Origin of the sequence: Actinoplanes sp. NPDC049802 (assembly GCF_040656595.1) — a bacterium.
In the GTDB taxonomy this organism is placed as follows: Bacteria; Actinomycetota; Actinomycetes; order Mycobacteriales; family Micromonosporaceae; genus Actinoplanes.
This window is the reverse complement of sequence record NZ_JBFAMR010000010.1, coordinates 63478-86211: the sequence shown is the minus strand read 5'-3', so window position 1 is coordinate 86211 and position 22734 is coordinate 63478. Positions and strand designations below refer to the sequence as shown.

Below are 22734 nucleotides of genomic sequence, written 5' to 3'. Positions count from 1 at the left end.
GTCACGGCATCAACCCCGGTACGACTTGCCGACGGTGTCGGAGGAGCGCGCGTCCGCGGCCAGGTTGTCCTGAACCGTGGCGACGGCCGCGTCACCGAGGCCCTCCACGAATCCGGCGATCCTGCCGAACGCGTCGGTGAACTGCTGCAACAGCGGCCCGTAGTTCTTCTGGAACGCGGCCCCGATGTCGTCGCGCCCCCACGGCTGGCCCTGACTGGCGGCGGCGACCTCGGCGACCGCGCCGGTGTTCAGGCTGACCAGGTGTTTCCCGGCGGCCGACAGGTCCCGGCCGGCCGCGGTCGCCCGCTGCGGATCGAGGTACAGCTCACCGGTCATCGTCGTCTCCCGCCTCGCGCATGAGCCGGTCCTGACGGGCCAGCAGACTGCCGAAATCGCCGTCGCGCATGAACCGCGCCCCCGGCGAATCGGCCGGAAGATACTCACCGACCATGGCCTGCACCTGATCTGTCGTCTTCGCGACAGCCTGCTCGACAGTCCGCAGAATGGTCCGCGCCAGCTGGTCCGGTTCCTGGCGGCGGTACACCTCCCGGTCGAGCTTCAGACCGACCAGCTGACCGCGCGCGCCGACGGTCGCCTTCACCAGCCCGTCCGGCGACTCGGCCGTCACCGCGAGGCCGGCCAGACGGTCCTGGATGTCGTCCAGACCGTGCCGCAGCCGCTGGTATTGCGACACCACATCGTCGAACCGCGCCCGCAGCGCGTGGTTCGGGTCGCGGTCGGCCTGTCTGCTCACGGTGGTCTCCCCGAGGACTCGCGAATTGACTGGAGCAACCTACCAGCAGCGATCAATCCCGGCGTTCTGCATTAAGCTCGCTCGCGACATTCGAAGGGGGCGGCTCAATGATCACGCTCGCCGAGGCGCGGCAGATCGCCACGGGATGGGCACACCGGCAGACGGTCCGGCGTGGCTACCCGTGCACACCGCAGGTCGACGAGCTGACGCTCGGCTACGCGGTGTGGATGCGGCTGCCGCCGGAGGCCCGTACCGGGCCGGGCGAGGACGTGATCACCGTCATCGACCGGGAGACCGGCCGCCTCTCGCACTGGCCGCCCGCCCCGCCCGGCCGGCTCGACGAGCGCTACACCGCGCGCCGTGACGCCGCCGTCGGGTCGCATCAGACGTCCGACCCGGTCGCCGAGTTGCGCCGGGAGGCGTACCGGCGGGTCAGCCCGTCGGTGGCCGCGCACTTCACCACCGCCGACGGCCGGCTGTTCCGGGCCCGCGGCGCCAAAGGCGACCAGGAGCTGCGGCATCATCCGCTGGTCGCCGGAAAGCTCGCCGCGATCGCCCCGGGCGGTCTGGTCCGCGGCGCCGAACGCCACGCCGAGCTGCTGGTCGTCTCCGACGTCCTGTACGACACCGGCACCGTCGAGGGCGGGCATTTCGCGACCTTCCACATCCGCGAGAGCGGCGACCCGAAAGGCGGCGAACCCGCCAAGCCCTGCGCCACCTGCAGCGACGTGCTGCTGGCACTCGGCGTCATCGGTGAGGACGAGCGGACGTACCGCAAGATCCGCCGCCTGGACTCCGGAACCGACCCGCAGCCCGGCCGGTTCCCGCCGGACGTGGCGTGGGAGCTCGCCGCCGAGGGCTGGGAGTTCCGGCCTCAGCGCGAACGTCGCGCTGCGGCGGTGCTCCGGGCCATCGAGGAGAGCAAAGGCGCGGAGTACGAGCTGAGGCGCTTCCCGGCGGCGGAGGCGGCCTTCCTGGAGTTCTACGACGTCGCCCCGAACCGCAACTGTCCCGGCGTGGCACAGCGGGTCCGCTGGTTCGAGATCGGCACCGGGGCGCCACGGCACCTGGCCGACCCCCTGCACGAGCTCGGGCAGGTCGTCGGGGCCCGGATGTTCCCGCTGGGCAGGGAGGGCTTCGACGAGGCGGTGCTGGCGATCGACGAGCACGGCCGGGTCTTCTCCCTCGACCAGGGCGGCGAGTGGTTCCTCGGCGAGACCGTCGACGAGGCGATCGTCGCGCTGCTCACCGGCCTTCCGGCCGCCCGGATCCGTGACGATGGCACCTGGAGCCGACTGTGATCACCCGTACCGAAGCGGAAGCGGCCGCGGCCTCCTGGGCGCGCGCCGAGACCCTGACCCGCACAGAGCAGTGGCGGGCCACCGTCGAGGAGTTCGATCTCGGCTACATCGTGCGGACGGTGTCGGACGGCCCGGCCCCGGTGGGCACCGGTGTCACCGTCATCGACCGGGAGACCGGCCGCGTGTCGACCTGGCCGGCGTGGCCGTCGGAAACCCTTCGGGAGCAGTACGAGCAGCGCCGCCCCGAGGTGGTCGGCCCGCCGAAGACCTCCGATCCGGAGGTCCAGCTGCGCCGGGAGATCCACCGGCGGGTCGCCCCGTCGGTGGCGGCCCACGCCACCGTCGACGGCCATGTCTACATCGCCCGTGGCGCCAAAGGCGACCAGAAACTCAACCACCACCGGATCGTGCTGGACCGGCTCGCCGAGCAGACACCACAGGAGACGGTGCGCGGCTGCGAACGGCACGCCGAGCTGATCGCCTGCTCGGACGCGCTGCACGACGTCGACCGGCGGCGGCACATGGCCGGGCAGCCCCCGCTGACCGTCGACGACGTGCGGCGGCTGTTCCAGAACTCGCAGTTCCAGACGTTCCAGATCCACGCGCCCGGCGACCCGCTCGCCGGGCAGCCGAACGATCCGTGCGAGACCTGCACCTACGTGCTCACCCAACTGGGCCTCATGCCGTGGGGCAAGACCGGGGCGCTGCATCACTTCGTCGCCCCGGCCCGGCCCAACCCCGACCCGGCCCGGTTCTCCGACCTGCTCGCCCAGGAGATGCTCAACCACGGCTGGCGGCCCGACACGATCTACGAGTACAACGTCGAGATGGCGGAGGCGATGGCCGAACTCGACGTGCTGCCGGTCGCCGGACAGGAGCATCGGCACGAGTGGTTCCCGGCAGTCGGCGAGGCGTACGGGCACACCAACCTGATCGGGGTCTCCCGGCGGGCGCCCGGCCTGGAACAGCGCTCCCGCCTGTTCGAGATCTTCTCGGTTCCGGCCGCGCACACCGCCGACCTGCTGTACGAGTTCGGTCAGGTCATCGGGGCGCGGCTGTTCCCGCTGGGCCGGGTCAACAACGAGTCGGTCCTGGCGATCGACGAACACGGCCGGGTCTTCGACCTGGACCAGGCCGGCGAATGGTTCATCGCCGACAGCTACATCGAGGCGCTGGAGACGCTGGTGCACGGCAAGCGCACCTACCGGGTCCGCGACGACGGCACCTGGGGGTGACACCCCCGCCGTGAGCGGCGGCGTGCATTTTTCTGCTGCGCAGAGGAACGGGCCGTCACCGCCGTCACCGACCGCACCGGGTATCGCGTCTGCGTCGCCGACAACGGCATCGGGATACCTCCCGAACAACGTGAACGAGCGACCCGGCCCTTCACCCGCCTCGCCCCTGAGCACAGCACCGGCCACGGCATCGGACTGTCGACCTGCACCCGCATCGTGCACACCCACGACGGCCGGATCGACATCACGGATTCCCCGGGCGGTGGCACCACCGTGTGCATCAGCATCCCCACCGGCGACGCGCAGCACCAAGCCGCCCGGTGAACGGTCAGATCAACGCCGGCCGGGTGCCGGATGAGACACTGCTGTGATGACTACGGCCGGAATCGTGCGGGAATGGCACGCCGACGAGGGCTGGGGAGTCATCGACTCCGACGCCACTCCCGGCGGATGCTGGGCACACTTCAGCAGCCTTCTGATGAGCGGATACCGATTCCTCAGCCCGGGGCAGCCCGTCGAGTTCGAGTTCGAGACCGGCCGGCAGGACGGATACGACCATCGCGCCGTCGCCGTCTGGACCGGAGCCGACCGCCCGGCGGCCCCCACCCCTGAGAAACCGTCCGGGGCCTACCGCAGCACGCTGCGCTTGGAGTTCGACGCACCGGCAGACGGCGAAGGTACGAACCGTACGGATCAATCGAGGTAAGACTTGTCCGGGTTCCGCCGCCGTAGTGCACTGCTCGGCCTCGAGACCGTCGGGGTGGACAAGCGGCCGGAGCACGACTGCCGGGGCGCCCGGCCCCCTTCCGATCTCGACCACGCGCGACCGAGCATGAGACTCGACCACTACTCGGAGAGAGATTCGGCATGGATGCCACCCGTCCCCCGCAAGTCCGGCGTTTCAGCTCAGCGATCGGCGATGACCCCATCCGCTTCGGTGAGGGAATCCTCATCGCCCCCGCTTTCGGCAAGGAGACAAGCAGCTCGATGAGCGCCTACACGGCCATCTTCGCCGCAGGGGCCCGGGCCGACTTGCCGGCCTCCTACGCGGAGGTCTGGGTGGTGCTCGATGGAGCGCTGCTGGTGGGCGCCGGAAGCGACGCCGTAACGGTGGGCACCGGCGACTTCGTGCACGTGCCGGAGCAGGCTCGCGGGATCGTCGAGGCCGTCGAGGACACCACCGTCGTCTGCGTGTCGGTGCCCGCTCATTGACGGGCCCGGAGGCAGTCCCGTTGATCATCTGGATCGGGAGGACGCCGCCGGCAAACTGCGCGAGCCGACCGACGCCGGAGATCTGGCATTCTCCTGCCTACTCGCGCGGCTACCCGGTCGGCACCCACCTCGATGACCGGGCGAGCCGGCGGGCGTTCCAGCCGCCCGCCACCGTACGAGTGAACGCCGCGCCCCGGCAGCGGTTCCTCAACCGACGGGAACGGCCACCCGCCCAGGCCTCGAACGGGGGGGCTATGCGGTCAGGACGACCAGGCGGCGGGTCGCCCGGGTCATCGCCACGTAACGGTCCACGGGGGTGAACCGCTCCGGCGAGACCAGGACGACCAGGTCGAACTCCAGGCCTTTGGCCAGTTCGGGGGTGAGGGAGCGGACCCGGGCCGTCTCCACGAAGGTGGGGTCGCCGATCACGCACGCCACGCCTTCGGGGTGGTCGGCCTCCCAGGCGGCCAGGATGGCGGGCAGCGAGGCGACGGGGCCGTGATGGACCGGGATGCCGCTGCTGCGGATCGACGTGGGCACGTTGGCGTCCGGCAGCGCGGCGCGGATCACCGGCTCGGCCTCCGCCATCACCTCCTCCGGGGTGCGGTAGTTGACGGTCAGTGACGCCAGATCCACGTGGTCGATGCCGACCCGGTTGAGGCGGTCGCGCCACGACTCGGTGAACGGGGTTCGGGCCTGGGCGCGGTCGCCGACGATGGTGAAGCTGCGTGACGGGCAGCGCAGCAGCAGCATCTGCCACTCGGCGTCGGTGAGTTCTTGCGCCTCGTCGACGACGATGTGCGCGAACGGTCCGGCCAGCCGGTCCGGGTCGACCGAGCCGAGCGTGGCCTCGTCGACCAGGGCGTCCTGGAAATCCTCGCCGCGCAGCATGGTCACCAGGCCGGTGCCGTACTCGTCGTCGGCCGCTTCGATGAGGTCGTCGACGACCCGGGACATGCGTTCGCGTTCGGCGGCCGCGGTCGCCGCGCGGCGGTGGGACCGGGTCGAGGCGGCCGGGTCGCCGAGGCGCTGCCGGGCCGCGTCCAGCAGCGGCAGATCCGAGACGGTCCACGCCTGGGCGTCCGCGCGCCGCAACCGGCGGATCTCGTCGATGCTCAGCCAGGGTGCGCATCTGCGCAGGTAGGCGGGCACCGACCACAGGTCGGCGACCACGTCCGTGGGCTTCAGGATCGGCCAGGCGCGGTTGAACGCCGCCCACAGCTCGGCCTTCGCCGACGCGTCCAGCGCCCCGGCCCGCGACAACGGCCCACCCCGTGTGCCGGCGACACCCAGCGCGCCGGGCCCCGACAGTGAATCAGCGGGTGCGGCGATGTCCGGCGAGCCGGACGCCGGTGGTGAATCGGCATGTGTGGCGAGGTCCAGGATGTCCAGCAGTTCGGCCCAGATCTGATCGCGGGCCTCGTTGTGCGGGGTGCCCGGCTCGGCCGCCTCGAACGCCCGGGCCCAGTCCTGCGCGGTCACCCGTACGTCGCCGTCGTCGGTTTCGAGGACGAGCGGCTTCGACGGTGCCTCCTCGTAGAAACGGACCGCGGCCTCGATGGCTTTCACCATGCCGGCCGACGACTTGAGCCGCGCCACCTCGGGGTCGGTCTCCATGGTGGCCGCGGCGCCTTCGGCGACCAGATCACGCAGCGTGCAGATCTGGACGTCCTCCTCGCCGAGGCTGGGCAGCACATCCGAGACGTACGCCAGATAGGGCTGATGCGGGCCGACGAACAGCACCCCACCACGGCGGTGCCCGAGCCGCGGGTCGGAGTAGAGCAGGTACGCGGTCCGGTGCAGCGCCACCACCGTCTTGCCGGTGCCCGGCCCGCCGTCGACGACCAGTGCCCCGCGCGATCCGGCCCGGATGACGGCGTCCTGGTCTGCCTGGATGGTGCCGAGCACGTCCCGCATCCGGCCGGACCGTTCCGCACCGAGACTGGCGATGAACGCGGACTGGTCGTCGAGGGCCGCCGCGTGCCCGGCGAACTCGCCGGGGGCGAACACCTCGTCCCAGTAATCGCTGATCCGGCCCCGCGTCCAGCGGTAGCGGCGGCGGCTGACCAGCCCCATCGGGTTGCCGTGGGTGGCGCCGAAGAACGGTTCGGCGGCCGGGGACCGCCAGTCGATCAGCAGTTGGCGGCCGGTGCTGTCGGTGAGCCCCTGTCGGCCGATGTAGACCGGCTCGGGATCGTCGGCGCTGACCATCTGCCCGAGGCAGAGATCCACGCCGAAGCGGCGCAGCGACCGCAGTTGACCGGTGAGGCGGCGAACCTCCTGGTCGCGGTCGAGGGCCTGCTGGCCGATGCGGGCACGGGACCGGCGGGCGGCGTCGAGGCGGCCGGACAGGTCGGTGATGCGCTGTTCGAGGGTTCCGGCGAGTACGGCGAAGTGCTTCTCGTCGCCGGCGATCAGTGCCGGGTCGGCTTTGCCGGCGAGATTCGCGGGCAGGTGGAACACCGGGTTCACGCGGAGATTCCGATCTTCAATCGCTGCGGGGATGGCGGGTGCCAGCCCCATGAGCAGCGATTTTGCGCCTTCCCCGGGGCCTTGCCGCAAGCCCCGGGGTCGGCTATACCTTAAGAAGGGCGGGGTGTGAGTTCGTAACCGTCGCCGTTGAAAACGACGATCTTGAAGTCGTTTTCGTCGTTCACGTCGCGGAAGTGCCCGCAGCTGAGGACGACCTCGTAGTGATCACTCACAGTCATCGGGGATAGATCACCACCCCGACTTGAGCAGTCGCTCAAGCAGCGTCTACTCTCGGACTCGGGGACGCTTTCCGCGTACCCCTGAATGTCCTTGCCGATCTCGGACCTGGAGCGACTCGCCGGCCGATCCGCGCCGCCGCGACGGGGGAGAGATGAGCGACACCAAGCAGCGACTGCTCGACGGAACCCTCGCCGCGCTGCGCGAACACGGCGTGACCGGCGTGTCGGCGCGGACCATCGGGGCCGCCGCGGCCGTCAACCAGGCGCTCGTCTTCTACCACTTCGGATCGGTCGACGAGCTTCTCGGCGCGGCCTGCGAGCAGGCGACCCGGCAGCGGGTCGACGCGTTCGCGGAACGGTTCGCGGCGGTCGGCACGCTGCGCGAACTGCTCCAGGTGGGCCGTGACCTGCACGCCGAGGAACTGGAACGCGGCAACGTGTCGGTCCTGGCGCAGATGCTCGCGGCCGCGCAGACCGGCGACCGTCTGGCCGGGCCGACCGCCGCGGCGCTGCGCATGTGGACCGACGAGATCGCCACCGTGCTGCACCGGCTGATGGCCGGCTCACCGGTCGCCGAGGTCGCCGACATTCCCGGGCTGGCCCGCGCGGTCGCGGCCGCGTTCATCGGCATCGAACTGTACGAGGGCGTCGACCGGGCCGGCGCCCACCACGCCCTGGAGGCCCTCGACCAGCTCGCCGTCCTGGTCGAGGTGGTCGACGAACTGGGCCCGATCGCCCGGCGGGCGCTGCGCTCCCGGATCAAGAAAGCCCGCGCCTGAGCGGATCAGGAAAGCCCGCGCCTGAGCGGATCAGGAAAACCGGCGCCTGACCCGATCAGGAAAGCCCGTGCCTGATCATCGGAGGGCCGACAGGACGGCGGTCACCTCGGGCCGCGGCGTCGACGGGCGGCGCACCGCCGCCGTGATCCGGCGGGTGACCGGCGGGCTGAGCGGCCGGGTCGCCACCCGATAGCGTGGATCCACCGCCAGGCTCGGCAGCATCGCGATCGAACGGCCCTTCTCCACGTGCCGCAGCGCCAGCATGTAGTTGTTGAACCGGCAGATCACCGACGGCTCGAAACCCGACTCCCGGCACAATCGGGTGGCCAGCTCCGACATGTACGAACCGGGCACGTCGAAGGTCCACCGCTGCCCGGCGCACGCCTGCAGGCCGACCGCCTCGTACCCGGTCAGCGGATGATCCACCGGCAGGACCAGCACGATCTCGTCCTGCCCGAGCGGCACCAGATCGATCGCCGGATCCAGTTCGGTACCGGCGAAATCGGTCGTCGTGATGATCACGTCCACGTCGCCGCGCCGCAGCGCCGGCATGCTCTCGTGCGGTTCCAGCTCCACCAGCGCCACCGTCACGTCCGGATGCCGCTCGGCCAGCCGCTCCACCGCCGGTTCGGCCAGCGCGTGCACCGCGCTCTGGAACGCGGCGAGCGTCACCGTCCCGGCAGGCTCCTGGGCGAGGCCCCGCAACTCGGCCTCGGCCGCGTCCATCGCCGCCAGGATCTCCCGGGCCCGGCCGGCCAGCAGCACCCCGGCCGCCGTCAGCCGCACCCGCCGGCCGGTCCGCTCCAACAGGGCGGTACGCGTCTCCCGCTCCAAGGTCGCCAACTGCTGCGACACCGCCGACGGACTCAGATTGCCACGCTGCGCGACCGCCCGCACGGTGCCGAAGGTCGCCAGATCGGCCAGCAGCCGCAGCCGCCACGGATTCAGGGTCACCGCCGCACTGTACGGCTCCGCTTAACAGCAGCGGCGCAAATGCGCGCTGGACGTGACGCTCGAACGCTTCCTACGGTCAGGGCATGGCTGACTTCTGGGACGACGCTGACCGTCATCTGATCCGCTACTCCGGCGCCGGCGGCTTCGTACCGGAGATCATCGAACGTGCCGAGGGCAGCTTCGTCCACACCGCCGACGGCCGCCGCCTGCTCGACTTCACCTCCGGGCAGATGAGCGCCATCCTCGGCCACTCCCATCCGGCCGTCACCGCCACCGTCCAGCGGCAGGCCGCCACGCTCGACCACCTGTTCAGCGGTATGCTCAGCCGGCCCGTCGTCGACCTGGCCCGCCGCCTTGCCGAGTCGCTGCCCGACCCGCTCACCAAGGTGCTGCTGCTCACCACCGGCGCCGAATCCAACGAGGCCGCCATCCGGATGGCGAAACTCGTCACCGGCGGCCACGAGATCATCTCCTTCGCCCGGTCCTGGCACGGCATGACGCAAGCCGCGGCCAGTGCCACCTACAGTTCCGGGCGCAAGGGGTACGGGCCCGCGGCGCCCGGCAACTACGCCATTCCGACGCCCAACGCGTACCGGCCGGACTTCATCACCGCCGACGGGGGGCTCGACTGGCGGCGCCAGCTCGACTACGCCTTCGAGATGATCGACGCCCAGTCCGTCGGCAGCCTCGCCGCCTGCCTCGTCGAGCCGATCCTCAGCTCCGGCGGGGTGCTCGACCTGCCGCCCGGCTACCTGGCCGTGCTGCGCGACAAATGCCACGAACGTGGCGGCCTGCTGATCCTCGACGAAGCCCAGACCGGGCTGTGCCGCACCGGCGACTGGTACGCCTTCCAGCGCGACGGCGTCGTCCCCGACATCATCACCCTGTCCAAGACCCTCGGCGCCGGCCTGCCGCTGGCCGCCGTCGTCACCAGCGACGAGATCGAACGCGTCGCCCACGAACGCGGCTTCCTGTTCTTCACCACCCACGTCTCCGACCCGCTCGTCGCCGCCGTCGGCAACACCGTCCTCGACGTCCTCGAATCCGAACGGCTCGACCTGCGGGCCGCCGAACTCGGCGCCCACCTCCACAAGGGCCTGACCGAGCTGGCCGGCCGGCACCCCGTCATCGGCGACGTCCGCGGCCGTGGCCTGCTCGTCGGCCTGGAACTGGTCCTCGACCGCGACACCCGACAGCCCGCCAACGAACTCGGCGCCGCCGTCACCCGCCGCTGCCTGGAACTCGGCCTGCACATGAACGTCGTCCAGCTCCCGGCGATGGGCGGCGTCTTCCGCATCGCCCCGGCGCTGACGTCGACCGTCGAGGAACTCGACCTCGGGCTGTCGATCCTCGACCAGGCGATCGGGGAGACGGCGCCACGGTTCACCGCCTAGGCGGGCGCTTGCGGACCGCCTTCGGGACCCGGCGGCGGCGGGGCCGCGCCACCTGGCGGACATACGTGGGCTGCCACAGCGGCAGCGGCTTCTCCGGTGGCGGAGTGCCCCCGGCCACCCAGGCCGACCAGCCCAGTCCGGCCAGCGCGGCCAGGGCCAGACCGCCCGGGATCCACGCGTACCGCACCCGCCCGGGCGCCTCCGGGGCGACCAGGCCGGTCGGCTCCAGCCGCACCGCCACGTCGTCGCCGACACTGAAGTCGTCACCGCCGCTGGTCCGGCAGATCGTCCCCGGCAACGGCGACCCGTCCAGCCGCGTCAGCCGGTAACAGTTCTCCCGCGAGTATCTGTCACGATGCCGATCATCGACGGTGATGTCCACGCCGCTGACGTGCGCGGTCTCGGTCCGGCCGAACACACCCAGCACGATCAGCCGGGCACCGAAATGCATCGCCCCGAAGAACACGATCGCCGCCACGACCATCCGCGTGACCGGCGCCCGATCGTACTCGTCCTCCCGCCTCCACGTGCCGGCCGGCGCCAGCACCCCGGCCGCCACCGCCGTCGGCACGACCCCGAGCAGCAGCAGCCAGGTGGGCCAGCCTCGCAGGTCAGCGACCGCGGCCACCAGACCGGGCGCCACCATGCCGGCGACCAACGTGAGCCGTCGCCCCGACGGGCCGCGCAGAGCAGAGTTCACCTACGTGATTCTGGAAGATCGCCGCAAACCGTGGTCCAGCTCCGCGTCCCCCTCGCGCTTCCTTCTCCGGTACGCGTGACCGCGTCCCGCCGAAATCCGGACCGTCCCGTCCGTGCCGCGCGACCCCGCTGCCCGCTCCCGCCCGTGCCGCGCCCGCCGGGCTGAGGCCGATACTCACCCGGGCCCGGCCCGCCCGTCCCCCGTTCTCGCCCCGGCCGCCGCGGCGCGGGCAGGAGCGGGCAGTGTGCGCGGTGAGGCTCTCGTACGAGTGTGTGGGGTTGGGGTCGGTTTCGCGCCCGAACTCCACACGCGGCGGGGTCGCGGACGGGGAGCGTGTGAGCGGCTGTGCCGGTTCCCGCGGTCGTCCGGCTGAGGAAGATCCGGGTGCCGCAGCGGAGGTTCACGAGCATGGCGGGGGCGCGACGGGCGTGCCGATCTCGATCAGGTTCTGGTTCATCTCGATGGTGGTGGCGAGGCGGGTGAAGCCCGGACCGGGGATCAGGTCGATGGCCCTGTCGCCGCGGCCCGGATCGAACTCCATGGTGACCTCGCCGTGTACGGCCGCCCGCAACACCGTCGCCGCGCCGATCGACGCGGGACCGTAGCGCAGGGTGGTCGTCTCGGCAGGACCGAGGCCGGCCTCGATCACGGTGAAGCCGCGGGTACGCAGTTCGGAGGCGATTCGGTCGTCCGGCAACCGGACCTGGATGTCGGCGGGACTGTCCGGAAGGCTGAGCACGCAGGTGACCAGGCCACTCGAAGGCCGGTCACCGGCCGGCAGCGTGGGCTGCTGCTCCCGGGGCCAGACGAACGCGGCGCCCGCCGTCACCGCCACCACCGCGCCGGCCGCCGTCACCGCGGCCACCTGGCGGCGTGCCCGGCGACGGCCGCGGGCACGGACCTCGGCGGCGGGCATCACCTCCAGGTCGCGCACTTCGGCGGCCAGTTCCTCAAGACGCTCAGGCGCCCGATGTGACATCACTGATCTCCTCGTCGAGTAGTTCGCTGAGAGCCGCCCGCGCCCGGGACAGCCGCACCTTGACCGTCCCCACCGGGGTCCCGGTGCTCGCGGCGATCTCGCTGACCGGCATGTCCAGCAGGTAGTGCAGGGCGATGACCTGCCGCTGCGCCACCGGCAGCCGTTGCAGCGCGCCGGTGACGGCCACCCGGTCCGGCGTCGGCCCGGCGGTCGCCTCGTCGGCCCGGCCCATCCGGGCGCGGGCGGCCACCCACCGCCGCAGCCCACGCCACCGGTTGGCCATCAGGCGCCAGGCGACCGTGCGCACCCAGGCTTCCGGATCCTCGTATCCGGAGATCCGGGACCAGTGCTGCCAGGCCCGCGCGAAAGCCTCCTGAGCCAGATCCTGGGCCTCGGCCCGGTCTCCGCAGGCGGCGTAGAGGTAGAGCACGACGCGGCGGACCGTCGCGATGTAGAAGGCGTCGAAATCGGCGCTGTCCCTACTCGCCATGGTCCCCGCTTCCGGTCGGTTGTTCGCACACCTGAGAACACACCGCGGCCCCGCGCCCGGTTACATGGCGGCGTCGTGTTTCTCGATCAGAATCGGCAGCCCGTCCAGCGAGCCGATGCGGAACAGACACCGGTCGGCGATCTCACGGTCCTGGAAGACGTGCCCCACGGGCCCCGCCGGATCACGCGGGCCGCCATGGCCGGGACGGCTCCGTTGTCAGCCGGCCGCCGAGCCGCCGCCACCCGGCCGGAGAAGACCGCATCGATCCTCACTTCGAAAAATCCTTTCCGGTACGCACGACCCCGCCCAGCCGAATCCGGACCGTCCCGTCCGTGCGGCGCGATCCCGCTGCCCGCTCCCGCCCGTGCCGCGACCGCCGGGCCGAGATCGCCCGCACGCGGAAGTCGGCCGCCGGGCGGCCGGGCACTAACCGCAATGCCGCGTAGTTAGCGGTGGCGGTGGAGTGTCAAGTGGGTGTGTCGATGCACGTAGAACAGCGGAACTCCCGTTATAGAGGGGTTGTCCTCACAAGACACCCTTCGAGCTGGGAGTTCCGCTGCCTGAGCATTCTGTCATTCACCGTACGACCGTGGTAGCCGCGGGCCGGTTCGCGCCGGGACATCTGGGCGAGCTGACGCAGATCGTGCCGTTCGAGATGGTCGACGACGTCCTCGCGACGACCGGTACGGTCCAGGCCCGAATCCGGGACCTGCCCTCACGGGTCGTGGTCTACCTGCTCCTCGCTGGCGGCCTGTTCGCCGAGTCCGGCTACCGGCAGGTCTGGTCGAGGCTGACCAGCAGTCTCGACGACCTGAAGCCGGCCGCTCCGACATCATCTGCGTTGGCTCAGGCCCGCCGCCGCATCGGCGTCAAGCCCTTGGCCGCCCTGTTCGCTCTGCTCGCCGGGCCCGCCGCTGCGGCCGAGCGATGGCGGGGCCTGCTGCTCTGCGCTATCGACGGCACCACCATGTCAGTCCCCGACAGCCCCGCGAACCTGACCACCTACGGCCGGCAGACCGGCTCGCACGGCGGGTCCGGATATCCGCTGCTACGCCTGGTCGCCATCGTGGCCTGCGGCTCCCGCACCGTCATCGACGCGGTCTTCGGCCCGATCGGCATCGGAGAGGTCCGCTAGGCACCGACGCTGTTCCGCTGCCTGAAACCAGGCATGCTGCTGCTCGCAGACCGCAACTTCGCCGTCTGTGACCTGGTCGAACAGATCCACGCCACCGGCGCGGACCTGCTCATCCGCTGCAAAACCAACCGCAAGTTTCCGACCATCGGCCGCTACCGTGACGGCTCCCGGCTCGCGCTGCTCGGCGGTGTCGTCGTCCGTGTCATCGACGCCGAGATCACCGTGCACACCGACGGCAAGCCCCACCACACCGGCCAGTACCGGCTGATCACCACCCTGACCGACTGTCAGTTCAGTGCCCTGGACCTGATCACCCTGTATCACCAGAGGTGGGAGATCGAGACCGCGTTCTTGGAGATGAAGTCCACCACCCTCGACGGGCGAGTCCTCCGCGCACGCACCCCGACCGGCATCGAGCAGGAGGTCTACGCCCTGCTCACCACCTACCAAGCGTTACGGCTGGCCATGGCCGGCGCCACCGATCACGCCCCGGACATCGCCCCGGACCGAGCCAGCTTCACCATCGCCCTGACCACCGCCCGTGACCAGGTCATCCAGGCCGCGGGCGTCATCGCCGCCACGGCCATCGACCTCATCGGTGTCATCGGCCGGGCCGTCCTGGCCGACCCGCTTCCCGAACGCCGGATCCGAATCAGCCCTCGCGTCGTGAAACGCGCCATCTCCAAACACCGAGCCAAAGGCGTCATCGACCGGACCGACCACAAGGCGACCATCACGATCGCCCTGGGGTTGACCAGCAGCCCAGCACCTTAACTACGCGGCATTGGCACCAACCGCCGCTCACCCTCCAGTGTGTGGTGGCCGAGCAGTTCAGGCGCGCCGGCTGGACCGATGGGGCCAGAGACTGGCCGCACGAGGTCCGTCGAGTCTTCCGAACCTGGACCCCCAAGTAGCCGAGATCGGCTTGCCCGGCGCCTTGGCATGAGCCCTCAGACCGGCACGCATGCGGAGGTTCTGCGTGCGTGTCGTCTGCGGCAGATGTGCGTGGTGCGCGGTTACGATGCACGGCCATGGACGCCGTTGAGATCACCAGCCAGCTTGACGCCGCGGCCGAGGAGTACGCGTTTCCCGACTTGAACAACGGCTACTACTACGCTGTCGACGCCAGGCTCCACGCCTACCGTGACGCGCGCCGGTGGGCGCTGATCGTCGAGGCGGTCGGCTACTCGCCCCGGGCCGGCAACCTCACAGATGTCCTCCACGTCTTCGGCAACTGCCTGACCAGCGGCGAACCGGGCTCGGAGAACGCGGACTTCCTCGATCGGATCGACAACTGGGACGAAATCGAGGACATCGACGCGCCAGAGACGTACCGCGGAACGTCGATCATGATCCGAGGTCGCCGGATCGAGGTACCCGCCGAACACGGCGACGAACTGATCGACGTATTTCGCCGGCTCGTCCCAGAACACCGGGAACTCCTCCTGGCTGATGAAACGGAACTCCGACGGCGAATCCCCGCCGACCTACCCGAGATCATGCGGCTGGACCAATGGCACCATCCCGACGGTGAACGTCCCAGCGAGTCGACAACCTTCCGCCAACTCGCCGACGTACTCACGACCGGGGACACGGGGTTGTACGCACCGGATGCGCCGCCCAACACGCATTGGTCCCGCTGGCCGGAGTCCGGAACTCTGTAACCAGGCCCACTCGCGCCGGGCGCGGGTGCCGAGGCACGGGGACGGCCCGGCAGCGTGCCGGGTGGTGGACCGGCCGGCACGCGCCGGGCAGCCGGCCACGTCGCTGCGGACGGGATCAGTCTGAGGGCCCGATCCGGTAGGCCACGTCGCTGAACTCGGCGGAGTGCCCGGCGCCGGTCAGGTCCCACACCCACAGACCGGCGAACGCACCGGTGAACCCCATCGTGTCGCCCTCGCGGGCGTGCTCGTCGGAGACCACCGTCGCGTCCAGGACCGGCCCGAACCGCTGCCAGCCGTCGCCGGTCAGGTGACGGAAGGTCAGGCTGGGCCCGTCCAGGTCGGCTCCCAGCCGTACCGTCGCATCGGTTTTGATCGTGTGGTCGTGGATCGTCAGCTCGCCGTGGTCGCGGGTGGCCAGGCGCAGCTCGCCGCCGCCGGTCAGGTAGAGGAAGTGCCAGTTGCGGGTGTTGTAGTAGACGGTGATGCCGGCCAGGTGCTGGAAACCGGTCGGCTTGAAGTCGACGGTCGCCTCGAACGAGCAGCGTGGCGCGGTCAGCCGGCGGGCCAGCAGCGACGGCTCGATCAGGCTCTGCGGGGACCGGCCGCCGCGGATGGTGATCGTGTCGCCGATGTCGATCCAGCCGTCGGTGGCCGGGCGGCGCAGCGTCTGCCACTGCGGGCCGGGGATGTCCTGGTCGGGGAATCCGCTGGTGGTGGGGACGCCGCCGGGAACGACCGGCCATCCGTCGGCGGTCCACCGGACCTCGGCGAGGGCGGTCTCGCGGCCAAGGACGCACGGACCGTGCCGGCCGTGCGGGCGGGCCACCAGGTAGGCCAGCAGCCAGCGGCCGTCGGGCGTCTGCACCAGGCTGCCGTGGCCGGCTTTCTGCAACGGCAGATCGGGGTCGTGTCTGGCGGTGACCAGCGGTCCGTTCGGATCCCGCTCATACGGCCCCGCGAGGCTCCGCGCGCGCAGCACGGTGACCCGATGCTCCCAGCTGGTGCCGCCGTCCGCGGTGAGCAGGTAATACCAGTCGCCGCGCCGGTACAGGTTGGGGCCCTCGATCCAGCCCGCCCGGGGCGGCAACCGCAACCGGACCGGCTCGCCGAAGGGCTGCCGGGTGAACCGGTCGTAGCGGGTCGCCTCCAGCCCGGCCGACCCGCCGTGCCCGGGCCGCCAGTCGTGCTCCAGGTTGATCACCCAGCTGTCGTCGCCGTCGTGGAACAGCGACGCGTCGAACCCGCGGGCGTGCACCAGCACCGGCGCCGACCACGGCCCCTCGATCGTCGGCGCGGTGACCACGTAGTTGGGGCTGTCGGTGAACCCGCCCGCATAGCTGGACACCATGCTGTAGAGCAGGTGGAACTCGCCGTCGGCGTAGCTCAGCGACGGCGCCCACACCCCGCCCGAGTCCGGGTAGCCGGTCAGGTCGAGGTCCAGCAGCGCCCCGCCCAGTGACCGCCAGGTCTCCAGGTCACGCGAGTGGTGCAGGCGCACGCCGGGCGTCCACTCACAGGTCGACGTGGCGATGTAGTAGTCGTCGCCCACCCGCAGGAAGGACGGGTCCGGGTGGTGGCCGGGCAGCACCGGGTTACGGATCATCGTTCCTCGCGCAGGGCGGCGGCGACCAGCTGCTCGAAGGCGTGCCGGTCGGTGGGGGACAGGTGCTCGAACAGGTCGGGCAGGTGCTCGGCGACCTCGGCGTAGACCGCGTCGCCCACCTGTTTGCCTTTCGGGGTGCTGATCAGGGTGCACAGGCGCCGGTCCTGCTCGCAGCCGGTGCGCTGGACCAGGCCGCGCCGCTCGGTGCGGTCGACCAGTCCGCTCAGGCCGGGCTTGGCGAGGCCGAGCAGTTGGGACAGCTCGCTCATGCCGCGGGGCTGATCCTTCACCAGGCAGAGCAGCTGGGCCTGCGCGGTGGTCAGGTCGTGCTCGGCGCAGATCTGCGCGAATCGCCGCTGGATCAGCGTGGACAGGTAGACCAGGTGGTTGCCGAAGCCCGGGCTCGCTGTCATGAACGTCATCTTACCTTGCACAAATTCGCGCCGCGAACTACTTTCGTTCGCGGCACGAACATTCTATCGGAGGGCAGTCTCATGGCTGACGCATTCGCCTCGTACGACCTCGCCGGCGCCAAACTGGCCAACCGCATCGCGATGGCGCCGATGACGCGCAGCCGCGCGTACGGGCCGGGCAACACCCCGACCGACCTGACCGCCACCTACTACGCCCAGCGCGCCTCGGCCGGGCTGATCATCACCGAGGGCGTCCAGCCGTCGATCGTCGGTCAGGGCTACACCGACACCCCCGGCCTGCACAGCGAGGAGCAGGTCGCCGCCTGGCGCAAGGTCACCGACGCGGTCCACGCCGAGGGCGGCGTCATCTTCGCCCAGCTCATGCACAGCGGCCGGATCGGCCATCCCAGCCTGCTGCCGGACGGTCTCGTCCCGGTCGCCCCGTCCGCCGTCGCGGCCGCCGGGCAGCTGCACACCCACGACGGCATGAAGGACTTCGTCACCCCGCACGAGCTGACCGAGGCGGAGATCGCCGAGACCATCACCGACTTCGCGAACGCCGCCCGCAACGCGATCGCGGCCGGCTTCGACGGGGTGGAGATCCACGGCGCCAACGGTTACCTGGTCCACCAGTTCCTGTCCGACAACGTCAACCAGCGCACCGACGGCTGGGGCGGCACCGTCGACGGCCGGATCCGCTTCGCCGTCGAGGTCGCCACCGCGATCGCCGACGCCATCGGCGCCCACCGGCTCGGCATCCGGCTGTCGCCGGACAACCCGTACAACGACATCACCGAGACCGGCACCGGCGAGATCTACCCGGCCCTCGTCGACCGGCTCGCCCCGCTCGGCCTCGCCTACCTGCACCTGGTCGAGAGCGGCGACCGCGACCTGACCAACCGGCTGCGCGGACAGTGGCCGGGCACGTTCATCCTCAACCCGGCCACCTACCCGAACTACACCGGGCCGGAGGCGCTCGCCCTCATCGAGGACGGCACCACCGACCTGGTCTCCTACGGCGCGCTCTTCCTCGCCAACCCGGACCTGCCGGCCCGGCTCGCGGCCGGCGGACCCTTCAACACGCCCGACTACGCCAAGGCGTTCGGCGGGGACCACACCGGCTACACCGACTACCCGGCCCTCTGACATTCCCCTCCGCCGCGGGGCGCCCTTTGCCGGGGGCGCCCCGCGGCGGCTCGCCACCGGCTCTGCGACCTCAGATCCGGTACCCACCCACCTGCCAGGGATCCCCTCGCGAGAAGATCCTGGCCGGCCGCGATGCCTCCTCGAGGGCCGCGGGTAGCCCTGACGCTGTCCATGAACGCCACCGTGCGGCACTGATCAGCCGAGACGCGGAACCATCGCGACGATCACGGGGTCGCAGCTCACTCGGAAAACGAACCCACCTCCCGTCCGAAGAGACGGAACACGGATCACGGCTGTGTGCGTCCCGGGAACATGACACCCATGGTGGGTGTCGTCACGCCCACCATGGGTGTGGCGTTCTCAGCGCACACTTCGCTCGCGACGCCGTTCACGGTGACCCGAACAGAGAGCACTGCTCTTGACGGTGAGCAGGCGTTCACTGTTTACTGTTCTCAAGCGAGAGCAGTGCTCTCTAATCGGGAGGCGACCATGCGGTATCTGGCACCCAAGCGCGCGAGCAACCTGTTCAACGACCTCGCCAAGTGGCTCACGGCCCGGGGGATCAGCCTGCTCGGCAGCCGCGTGCTGGCCGTCCGCGGCCGCAAGAGCGGCGAGATCCGCACCACGGTGGTCAACCTCTTCACCCACGAGGGCGAGCGCTACCTGCTCGCGCCCCGAGGCCACACCCAATGGGTACGCAACCTGCGCGCCGCCGGAGAAGGCGAACTCCGCCTCGGCCGCCGCAGCGAGCCCTTCACCGCGGTCGAGGTCGCCGACGCCGACAAGCCGCCGCTGATCCGTCTCTACCTGCGCAAATGGGCCTGGGAGACGGGCGCCTTCTTCGACGGCCTGAAAGCCGGCTCACCCGAGGCCGACCTTGTGGCCGCGGCCCCGGGCTTCCCCGTCTTCCGCATCGTCACCCGCTGACCTTCCCGCATCCTCACGCCGCGTGCCCGGGCCGCGCGCACCGCAGACCTACCCACAGCGACCAGCTCGAATCCCGGTCCGGGCCGTACGCCGGGCGCCACTTGCGATGATCGGCGGGCAGCGGGTTTCGGGGCGTTCGGATAGGTTGTCGGCTCGTGACCGTTGTACGGGTGTTCGAAGAGGACGACTACCTGCCGGAGTACGGCCTCATCGTGCTGCGCGACACCAGCGTCGACTGGGGCGACCGGGACCCCGACTTCCCACGCCACCGGGACCGGGGCGACGAGCCGGCCGGCACCCTCGCCGGGACCGGCGGTGGCTGGCTGACCGCCCAGGCGTACGGCATGGCCCGGCACCGGATCGTGCTGGAGCTGCACGACAGCGCCCCGGCCGCGGATCACGCCGACTGGCAGGACGTCATGGAGGCGCCCTACCGGTCGAGTTCCGGCGGGCTGTCGCTGACCACCCTGACCGGCGGAATCGGGCCGGTCGACTTCCACCTCGGGCACGAGGAGTGGTTCCGGGTCCGGGTGCGCCGGCGGGCCGTCGGTGACGACGGGAGCCGCTTCACCTGGCTGATCAGCTTCTGGCCGGACGATCGTGCCGACCCGCCGGTCTGGCTGCGCCGCAGTGCGCCGGGGGTCGGGCCGGGCAACTCCGGCTGGCACGCCATGCTGCCGTCCGCCGTGATGACCGTCGCCTACCTGACGATCAACGCGGAGAAGGCGCTCGGCGGCCCGGTCACCGCCGAACAGGTGCAGTCCTGGCACGTCGTGCCGCCCGTCTACCCGGCGGGCTGGATGGACGACCCGCTGCCGGACGGCGCGAAGGCCGACGCCTATGCCGGGCAGCTCGGTGTGCCACCGATCCGCCGCGGGCGCGACGTGCTCCCGTTCATGGAGGCGGCCGGCATCCTGCTGCGTGACGGCGACCGCTACCGTGCCGGGCGATTCGACCGGATCGACACCGTGTTGACGCTATCGTCCAAGGATGCGGCGATCGTCAGAAAAATGGACGCGATCGGACGATGGTCCCGCATCGCCGACGACCTCCAATCGGTGTTGCGCTGGAGCCGGGCCGAACCGCTGGAGACCACCAGCGCCGAACTGGCTGCCCGGCTGTTGATCGACGAGACGGATCTGGTCGGCCTGGTCACCTATCTCGGATCGAGCATTCATCTGACACTGAGATAGATCGCGCGGGCGCGGAGCCCGGGCTGCCATGAACGCCGATCCCGCGGCTCAGCACTCGATGACGTTGACGGCGAGCCCGCCCCGGGCCGTCTCCTTGTACTTGTCCTTCATGTCGGCGCCGGTCTCCTTCATGGTCTTGATGACCTTGTCGAGGGAGACGTGGTGCCGGCCGTCGCCGCGCAGCGCCATCCGCGCGGCGGTGACCGCCTTGACCGCGGCCATCCCGTTGCGCTCGATGCACGGGATCTGCACCAGGCCGCCGACCGGGTCACAGGTCAGGCCCAGGTTGTGTTCCATGCCGATCTCGGCGGCGTTCTCCACCTGCTCCGGGGTGCCGCCGAGCACCTCGGCCAGCCCGGCCGCGGCCATCGCGCACGCCGAGCCGACCTCGCCCTGACAGCCGACCTCGGCGCCGGAGATCGACGCGTTCTCCTTGAACAGCAACCCGATCGCCCCGGCCGTCAACAGGAACCGGACCACGTCGTCGCCCTGCGCGCCCGAATAGTGCAGCACCGCCGGAATGATGCCGGCCGCGCCGTTGGTCGGGGCGGTCACCACCCGGCCACCGGCCGCGTTCTGCTCGTTCACCGCCATGGCGTAGACGGTCAGCCACTCCATCGCCAGCTCGTCCCGGTGACCCGACGCCCGTAGCTGCCGGGCCACCCCGGCCGCCCGGCGGCGCACCCTCAAACTGCCGGGGAGCACACCCTCGGCGTCCAGACCGGCCGCCACACAATCGCGCATCACCTGCCAGATGCCCAGCAGGCCGGCGCGAACCTCGGCCTCCGGCCGCGAGGCGGCCTCGTTCGCCAGCATCAGCCGGGCGATCGACAGACCGGTGCTCCGGGTGAGCGCCAAGAGTTCCGCACCCGACGAGAAGGGGTACGGAACACGCGCGCCCGCCGCATGATCCGAATCGGTGTACGGGGTACGTGTACTCAGCGCTGTGTGATCCGAATCGGTGTACGGGATTCGCCCACTCGCTACCGCGCCACCCGAACCGGTGTACGGCGTGTGCGCACCCGCGGCCGTATCGCCCGGACCGGCGTACGGGGTACGCGCCTTCGTCGTCGCGTCGCCCGGCCCGGGGTAGGAGATCTGCGTACTCGCCCCCACGTGATCCGCATCGGTGTAGGGGGTACGTGTACTCGGGCCGGTGTGATCCGGTCCGGGGTAGGGGTCACGTGCACCCGCTGCCGCGTGATCCGATTCGGTGTACGTGATTCGCGCACCCACCCCTGCGTCACCCGAATCGGTGTACGAGATCTGCGTACCTGCCGACGCGTGATCCGATTCGGTGTACGCCGCGCGCGTAGCCCGTACGCCGGAGGGTTCCCGGGGGATCACGAAGCCGCCGCCGACCGAGAAATAGGTCCTGGCCAGCAGCTGCGTGCCGTCGGCGCCGAAGGCGGCGAAGGTCATCCCGTTGGGATGCTCCGGCAGCGTCCGCCGCCGGTGCAGCACCAGATCCACCGTGGCGGTCCGCCCGTCCGGCAGGGTCAGCGCCCCGGCGGCGTGAATGGCGGCGGCCCGCTCGTCGGCGCCCGACACGTCGACCGTCTCCGGCTCGGCGCCCTCCAGCCCTAGCAGGACCGCCTTCGGCGTCCCGTGCCCGCGTCCGGTCGCGCCGAGGGAGCCGAACAGTTCGGCCCGCACCCGCGTCACCCCGTCGACACCGGCGAGACGGCCGGCGAACATGCGCGCCGCCCGCATCGGCCCGACGGTGTGCGAGCTGGACGGGCCGATCCCGACGGAGAACAGGTCGAACACCGAGACCGTCATGACACGAGGGTGGTGTAGCCGGCGGCGTCCAGCAGCTCCGGACCGCCGGTGACGCGCAGCCGGAACAGCCAGCCCGCCCCGTACGGATCGGAGTTGATCAGGCCCGGCTCGTCGCTCAGGGTGACGTTGACCTCGATGATCTCGCCGTCGGCGGGGGCGTAGACCTCGCTCACCGACTTCGTCGACTCGATCTCACCGCACGGGTCACCGGCCTTGACCAGCGTGCCCGGCTCCGGAAGCTCCACGAACACGACGTCGCCGAGGGCGTCGGCCGCGAACGCGGTCACCCCGACGGTCGCCGGCGAGTCCTCGGTCAGCCACTCGTGGTCACGGCTGTAGCGCAGGTTCTCGGGGATCATGGT

General features: G+C 70.8%; 24 protein-coding genes and 2 pseudogenes. 13 read left to right on the top strand and 13 right to left on the bottom strand.

Features of this window, described 5'->3' with window-relative positions; genetic code table 11:
• Nucleotides 1-9: 9 nt before the first annotated feature.
• Nucleotides 10-336, bottom strand: a complete 327-nt coding sequence (locus AB0I88_RS10275; protein WP_361020865.1) for a hypothetical protein — start codon at nucleotides 334-336, stop codon at nucleotides 10-12.
• Nucleotides 326-754 (bottom strand): YbaB/EbfC family nucleoid-associated protein, encoded by a 429-nt coding sequence (locus AB0I88_RS10270; RefSeq protein ID WP_361020863.1) that lies wholly within the window; start codon nucleotides 752-754, stop codon nucleotides 326-328. Before AB0I88_RS10270 ends, AB0I88_RS10275 begins: the two co-directional genes overlap by 11 nt.
• A gap of 107 nt (nucleotides 755-861) precedes the next feature.
• Between AB0I88_RS10270 and AB0I88_RS10265 the strand changes: the two genes are divergently transcribed.
• The 5 genes and pseudogenes from AB0I88_RS10265 to AB0I88_RS10245 all read left to right on the top strand — a co-directional run bounded on the left by AB0I88_RS10265 (nucleotide 862) and on the right by AB0I88_RS10245 (nucleotide 4502).
• Complete coding sequence (locus tag AB0I88_RS10265) at nucleotides 862-2055, top strand: SUKH-3 domain-containing protein (RefSeq protein ID WP_361020861.1); 1194 nt, start codon at nucleotides 862-864, stop codon at nucleotides 2053-2055.
• On the top strand, nucleotides 2052-3290 hold the full coding sequence (locus AB0I88_RS10260) for an SUKH-3 domain-containing protein (RefSeq protein WP_361020859.1): 1239 nt from the start codon (nucleotides 2052-2054) through the stop codon (nucleotides 3288-3290). Before AB0I88_RS10265 ends, AB0I88_RS10260 begins: the two co-directional genes overlap by 4 nt.
• Before the next feature lie 81 nt (nucleotides 3291-3371).
• Nucleotides 3372-3614, top strand: a pseudogene (locus tag AB0I88_RS10255) (HAMP domain-containing sensor histidine kinase); the annotation flags it as partial.
• A gap of 46 nt (nucleotides 3615-3660) precedes the next feature.
• A complete protein-coding gene (locus AB0I88_RS10250) occupies nucleotides 3661-3996 on the top strand; it encodes a cold shock domain-containing protein (RefSeq protein WP_361020857.1) in 336 nt (111 codons plus the stop codon).
• Nucleotides 3997-4277: 281 nt separating this feature from the next.
• Complete coding sequence (locus tag AB0I88_RS10245) at nucleotides 4278-4502, top strand: hypothetical protein (RefSeq protein WP_361020855.1); 225 nt, start codon at nucleotides 4278-4280, stop codon at nucleotides 4500-4502.
• A 252-nt stretch (nucleotides 4503-4754) separates the two neighbouring features.
• Here the strand turns inward: AB0I88_RS10245 and helR are convergent, their stop codons facing one another.
• Nucleotides 4755-6974: an RNA polymerase recycling motor ATPase HelR gene (gene helR / locus AB0I88_RS10240; protein ID WP_361020853.1), complete on the bottom strand. Its 2220-nt coding sequence runs from the start codon at nucleotides 6972-6974 to the stop codon at nucleotides 4755-4757.
• 110 nt (nucleotides 6975-7084) lie between these two features.
• Complete coding sequence (locus tag AB0I88_RS10235; protein ID WP_361020851.1) at nucleotides 7085-7213, bottom strand: hypothetical protein; 129 nt, start codon at nucleotides 7211-7213, stop codon at nucleotides 7085-7087.
• 152 nt (nucleotides 7214-7365) lie between these two features.
• Here AB0I88_RS10235 and AB0I88_RS10230 point away from each other — a divergent pair, with 152 nt between their 5' ends.
• Nucleotides 7366-7992, top strand: coding sequence for a TetR/AcrR family transcriptional regulator (locus AB0I88_RS10230; protein ID WP_361020849.1), 627 nt, complete (start codon nucleotides 7366-7368; stop codon nucleotides 7990-7992).
• Between the two features lie 75 nt (nucleotides 7993-8067).
• On the opposite strand, the gene AB0I88_RS10225 is transcribed toward AB0I88_RS10230, so the two are convergent.
• Nucleotides 8068-8946: a LysR family transcriptional regulator gene (locus AB0I88_RS10225; protein WP_361020847.1), complete on the bottom strand. Its 879-nt coding sequence runs from the start codon at nucleotides 8944-8946 to the stop codon at nucleotides 8068-8070.
• Between the two features lie 83 nt (nucleotides 8947-9029).
• Here AB0I88_RS10225 and AB0I88_RS10220 point away from each other — a divergent pair, with 83 nt between their 5' ends.
• Nucleotides 9030-10340: an aspartate aminotransferase family protein gene (locus AB0I88_RS10220; protein ID WP_361020845.1), complete on the top strand. Its 1311-nt coding sequence runs from the start codon at nucleotides 9030-9032 to the stop codon at nucleotides 10338-10340.
• Here AB0I88_RS10220 and AB0I88_RS10215 read toward each other — a convergent pair.
• From AB0I88_RS10215 to AB0I88_RS10205, 3 genes are all read right to left on the bottom strand, one after another.
• A complete protein-coding gene (locus tag AB0I88_RS10215; RefSeq protein WP_361020843.1) occupies nucleotides 10330-11040 on the bottom strand; it encodes a hypothetical protein in 711 nt (236 codons plus the stop codon). The two genes, AB0I88_RS10220 and AB0I88_RS10215, sit on opposite strands and share 11 nt — an antisense overlap.
• A gap of 400 nt (nucleotides 11041-11440) precedes the next feature.
• Nucleotides 11441-12019, bottom strand: coding sequence for a LytR C-terminal domain-containing protein (locus tag AB0I88_RS10210; RefSeq protein ID WP_361020841.1), 579 nt, complete (start codon nucleotides 12017-12019; stop codon nucleotides 11441-11443).
• Nucleotides 12000-12509: a SigE family RNA polymerase sigma factor gene (locus AB0I88_RS10205; protein ID WP_361020839.1), complete on the bottom strand. Its 510-nt coding sequence runs from the start codon at nucleotides 12507-12509 to the stop codon at nucleotides 12000-12002. Before AB0I88_RS10205 ends, AB0I88_RS10210 begins: the two co-directional genes overlap by 20 nt.
• 589 nt (nucleotides 12510-13098) lie before the next feature.
• Between AB0I88_RS10205 and AB0I88_RS10200 the strand changes: the two genes are divergently transcribed.
• The 3 genes from AB0I88_RS10200 to AB0I88_RS10190 all read left to right on the top strand — a co-directional run bounded on the left by AB0I88_RS10200 (nucleotide 13099) and on the right by AB0I88_RS10190 (nucleotide 15308).
• On the top strand, nucleotides 13099-13644 hold the full coding sequence (locus AB0I88_RS10200; RefSeq protein ID WP_361020837.1) for a transposase domain-containing protein: 546 nt from the start codon (nucleotides 13099-13101) through the stop codon (nucleotides 13642-13644).
• A 33-nt stretch (nucleotides 13645-13677) separates the two neighbouring features.
• On the top strand, nucleotides 13678-14418 hold the full coding sequence (locus tag AB0I88_RS10195) for a transposase (protein WP_361020835.1): 741 nt from the start codon (nucleotides 13678-13680) through the stop codon (nucleotides 14416-14418).
• Nucleotides 14419-14675: 257 nt separating this feature from the next.
• The gene (locus AB0I88_RS10190; protein ID WP_361020833.1) at nucleotides 14676-15308 is read left to right on the top strand and encodes a hypothetical protein; all 633 of its coding nucleotides are present in this window, start codon (nucleotides 14676-14678) and stop codon (nucleotides 15306-15308) included.
• Nucleotides 15309-15423: 115 nt separating this feature from the next.
• Here AB0I88_RS10190 and AB0I88_RS10185 read toward each other — a convergent pair whose 3' ends face one another.
• Both AB0I88_RS10185 and AB0I88_RS10180 read right to left on the bottom strand, forming a co-directional pair.
• Nucleotides 15424-16911: a family 43 glycosylhydrolase gene (locus AB0I88_RS10185; protein WP_361020831.1), complete on the bottom strand. Its 1488-nt coding sequence runs from the start codon at nucleotides 16909-16911 to the stop codon at nucleotides 15424-15426.
• Nucleotides 16908-17324, bottom strand: coding sequence for a MarR family transcriptional regulator (locus tag AB0I88_RS10180; protein WP_361020829.1), 417 nt, complete (start codon nucleotides 17322-17324; stop codon nucleotides 16908-16910). The genes AB0I88_RS10185 and AB0I88_RS10180 overlap by 4 nt, the downstream gene beginning before the upstream one ends.
• Before the next feature lie 81 nt (nucleotides 17325-17405).
• On the opposite strand from AB0I88_RS10180, the gene AB0I88_RS10175 reads away from it, so the two are divergent.
• The 3 genes from AB0I88_RS10175 (at nucleotide 17406) to AB0I88_RS10165 (ending at nucleotide 20590) form a co-directional block, all read left to right on the top strand.
• A complete protein-coding gene (locus AB0I88_RS10175) occupies nucleotides 17406-18470 on the top strand; it encodes an alkene reductase (protein WP_361020827.1) in 1065 nt (354 codons plus the stop codon).
• Between the two features lie 321 nt (nucleotides 18471-18791).
• Complete coding sequence (locus tag AB0I88_RS10170; protein WP_361020825.1) at nucleotides 18792-19397, top strand: nitroreductase family deazaflavin-dependent oxidoreductase; 606 nt, start codon at nucleotides 18792-18794, stop codon at nucleotides 19395-19397.
• Nucleotides 19398-19552: 155 nt separating this feature from the next.
• Nucleotides 19553-20590 carry a hypothetical protein gene (locus tag AB0I88_RS10165; RefSeq protein WP_361020823.1) on the top strand — a complete coding sequence of 346 codons (1038 nt, stop codon included), beginning with the start codon at nucleotides 19553-19555 and terminating at the stop codon, nucleotides 20588-20590.
• 48 nt (nucleotides 20591-20638) lie between these two features.
• On the opposite strand, the gene AB0I88_RS10160 is transcribed toward AB0I88_RS10165, so the two are convergent.
• From AB0I88_RS10160 to gcvH, 3 genes and pseudogenes are all read right to left on the bottom strand, one after another.
• The gene (locus AB0I88_RS10160) at nucleotides 20639-21706 is read right to left on the bottom strand and encodes an L-serine ammonia-lyase (RefSeq protein ID WP_361020987.1); all 1068 of its coding nucleotides are present in this window, start codon (nucleotides 21704-21706) and stop codon (nucleotides 20639-20641) included.
• 234 nt (nucleotides 21707-21940) lie between these two features.
• Nucleotides 21941-22372, bottom strand: a pseudogene (locus AB0I88_RS10155) (serine dehydratase beta chain); the annotation flags it as partial.
• Nucleotides 22369-22731, bottom strand: coding sequence for a glycine cleavage system protein GcvH (gcvH, locus tag AB0I88_RS10150; RefSeq protein WP_361020821.1), 363 nt, complete (start codon nucleotides 22729-22731; stop codon nucleotides 22369-22371). The pseudogene AB0I88_RS10155 and the gene gcvH, both read right to left, overlap by 4 nt.
• Nucleotides 22732-22734 lie beyond the last annotated feature (3 nt).

Excerpts from the sequence above, each read along its gene's own strand:
- AB0I88_RS10185 (WP_361020831.1), bottom strand. The coding sequence starts at position 16,911 with ATGATCCGTAACCCGGTGCTGCCCGGCCACCACCCGGACCCGTCCTTC.
- AB0I88_RS10180 (WP_361020829.1), bottom strand. The coding sequence starts at position 17,324 with ATGACAGCGAGCCCGGGCTTCGGCAACCACCTGGTCTACCTGTCCACG.
- AB0I88_RS10265 (WP_361020861.1), top strand. The coding sequence starts at position 862 with ATGATCACGCTCGCCGAGGCGCGGCAGATCGCCACGGGATGGGCACAC.
- AB0I88_RS10275 (WP_361020865.1), bottom strand. The coding sequence starts at position 336 with ATGACCGGTGAGCTGTACCTCGATCCGCAGCGGGCGACCGCGGCCGGC.
- AB0I88_RS10170 (WP_361020825.1), top strand. The coding sequence starts at position 18,792 with ATGGTGGGTGTCGTCACGCCCACCATGGGTGTGGCGTTCTCAGCGCAC.
- AB0I88_RS10205 (WP_361020839.1), bottom strand. The coding sequence starts at position 12,509 with ATGGCGAGTAGGGACAGCGCCGATTTCGACGCCTTCTACATCGCGACG.
- AB0I88_RS10250 (WP_361020857.1), top strand. The coding sequence starts at position 3,661 with ATGACTACGGCCGGAATCGTGCGGGAATGGCACGCCGACGAGGGCTGG.
- AB0I88_RS10220 (WP_361020845.1), top strand. The coding sequence starts at position 9,030 with ATGGCTGACTTCTGGGACGACGCTGACCGTCATCTGATCCGCTACTCC.
- AB0I88_RS10190 (WP_361020833.1), top strand. The coding sequence starts at position 14,676 with ATGGACGCCGTTGAGATCACCAGCCAGCTTGACGCCGCGGCCGAGGAG.
- AB0I88_RS10230 (WP_361020849.1), top strand. The coding sequence starts at position 7,366 with ATGAGCGACACCAAGCAGCGACTGCTCGACGGAACCCTCGCCGCGCTG.
- gcvH (WP_361020821.1), bottom strand. The coding sequence starts at position 22,731 with ATGATCCCCGAGAACCTGCGCTACAGCCGTGACCACGAGTGGCTGACC.
- AB0I88_RS10175 (WP_361020827.1), top strand. The coding sequence starts at position 17,406 with ATGGCTGACGCATTCGCCTCGTACGACCTCGCCGGCGCCAAACTGGCC.
- AB0I88_RS10235 (WP_361020851.1), bottom strand. The coding sequence starts at position 7,213 with ATGACTGTGAGTGATCACTACGAGGTCGTCCTCAGCTGCGGGCACTTC.
- AB0I88_RS10195 (WP_361020835.1), top strand. The coding sequence starts at position 13,678 with ATGCTGCTGCTCGCAGACCGCAACTTCGCCGTCTGTGACCTGGTCGAA.
- AB0I88_RS10245 (WP_361020855.1), top strand. The coding sequence starts at position 4,278 with ATGAGCGCCTACACGGCCATCTTCGCCGCAGGGGCCCGGGCCGACTTG.
- AB0I88_RS10210 (WP_361020841.1), bottom strand. The coding sequence starts at position 12,019 with ATGTCACATCGGGCGCCTGAGCGTCTTGAGGAACTGGCCGCCGAAGTG.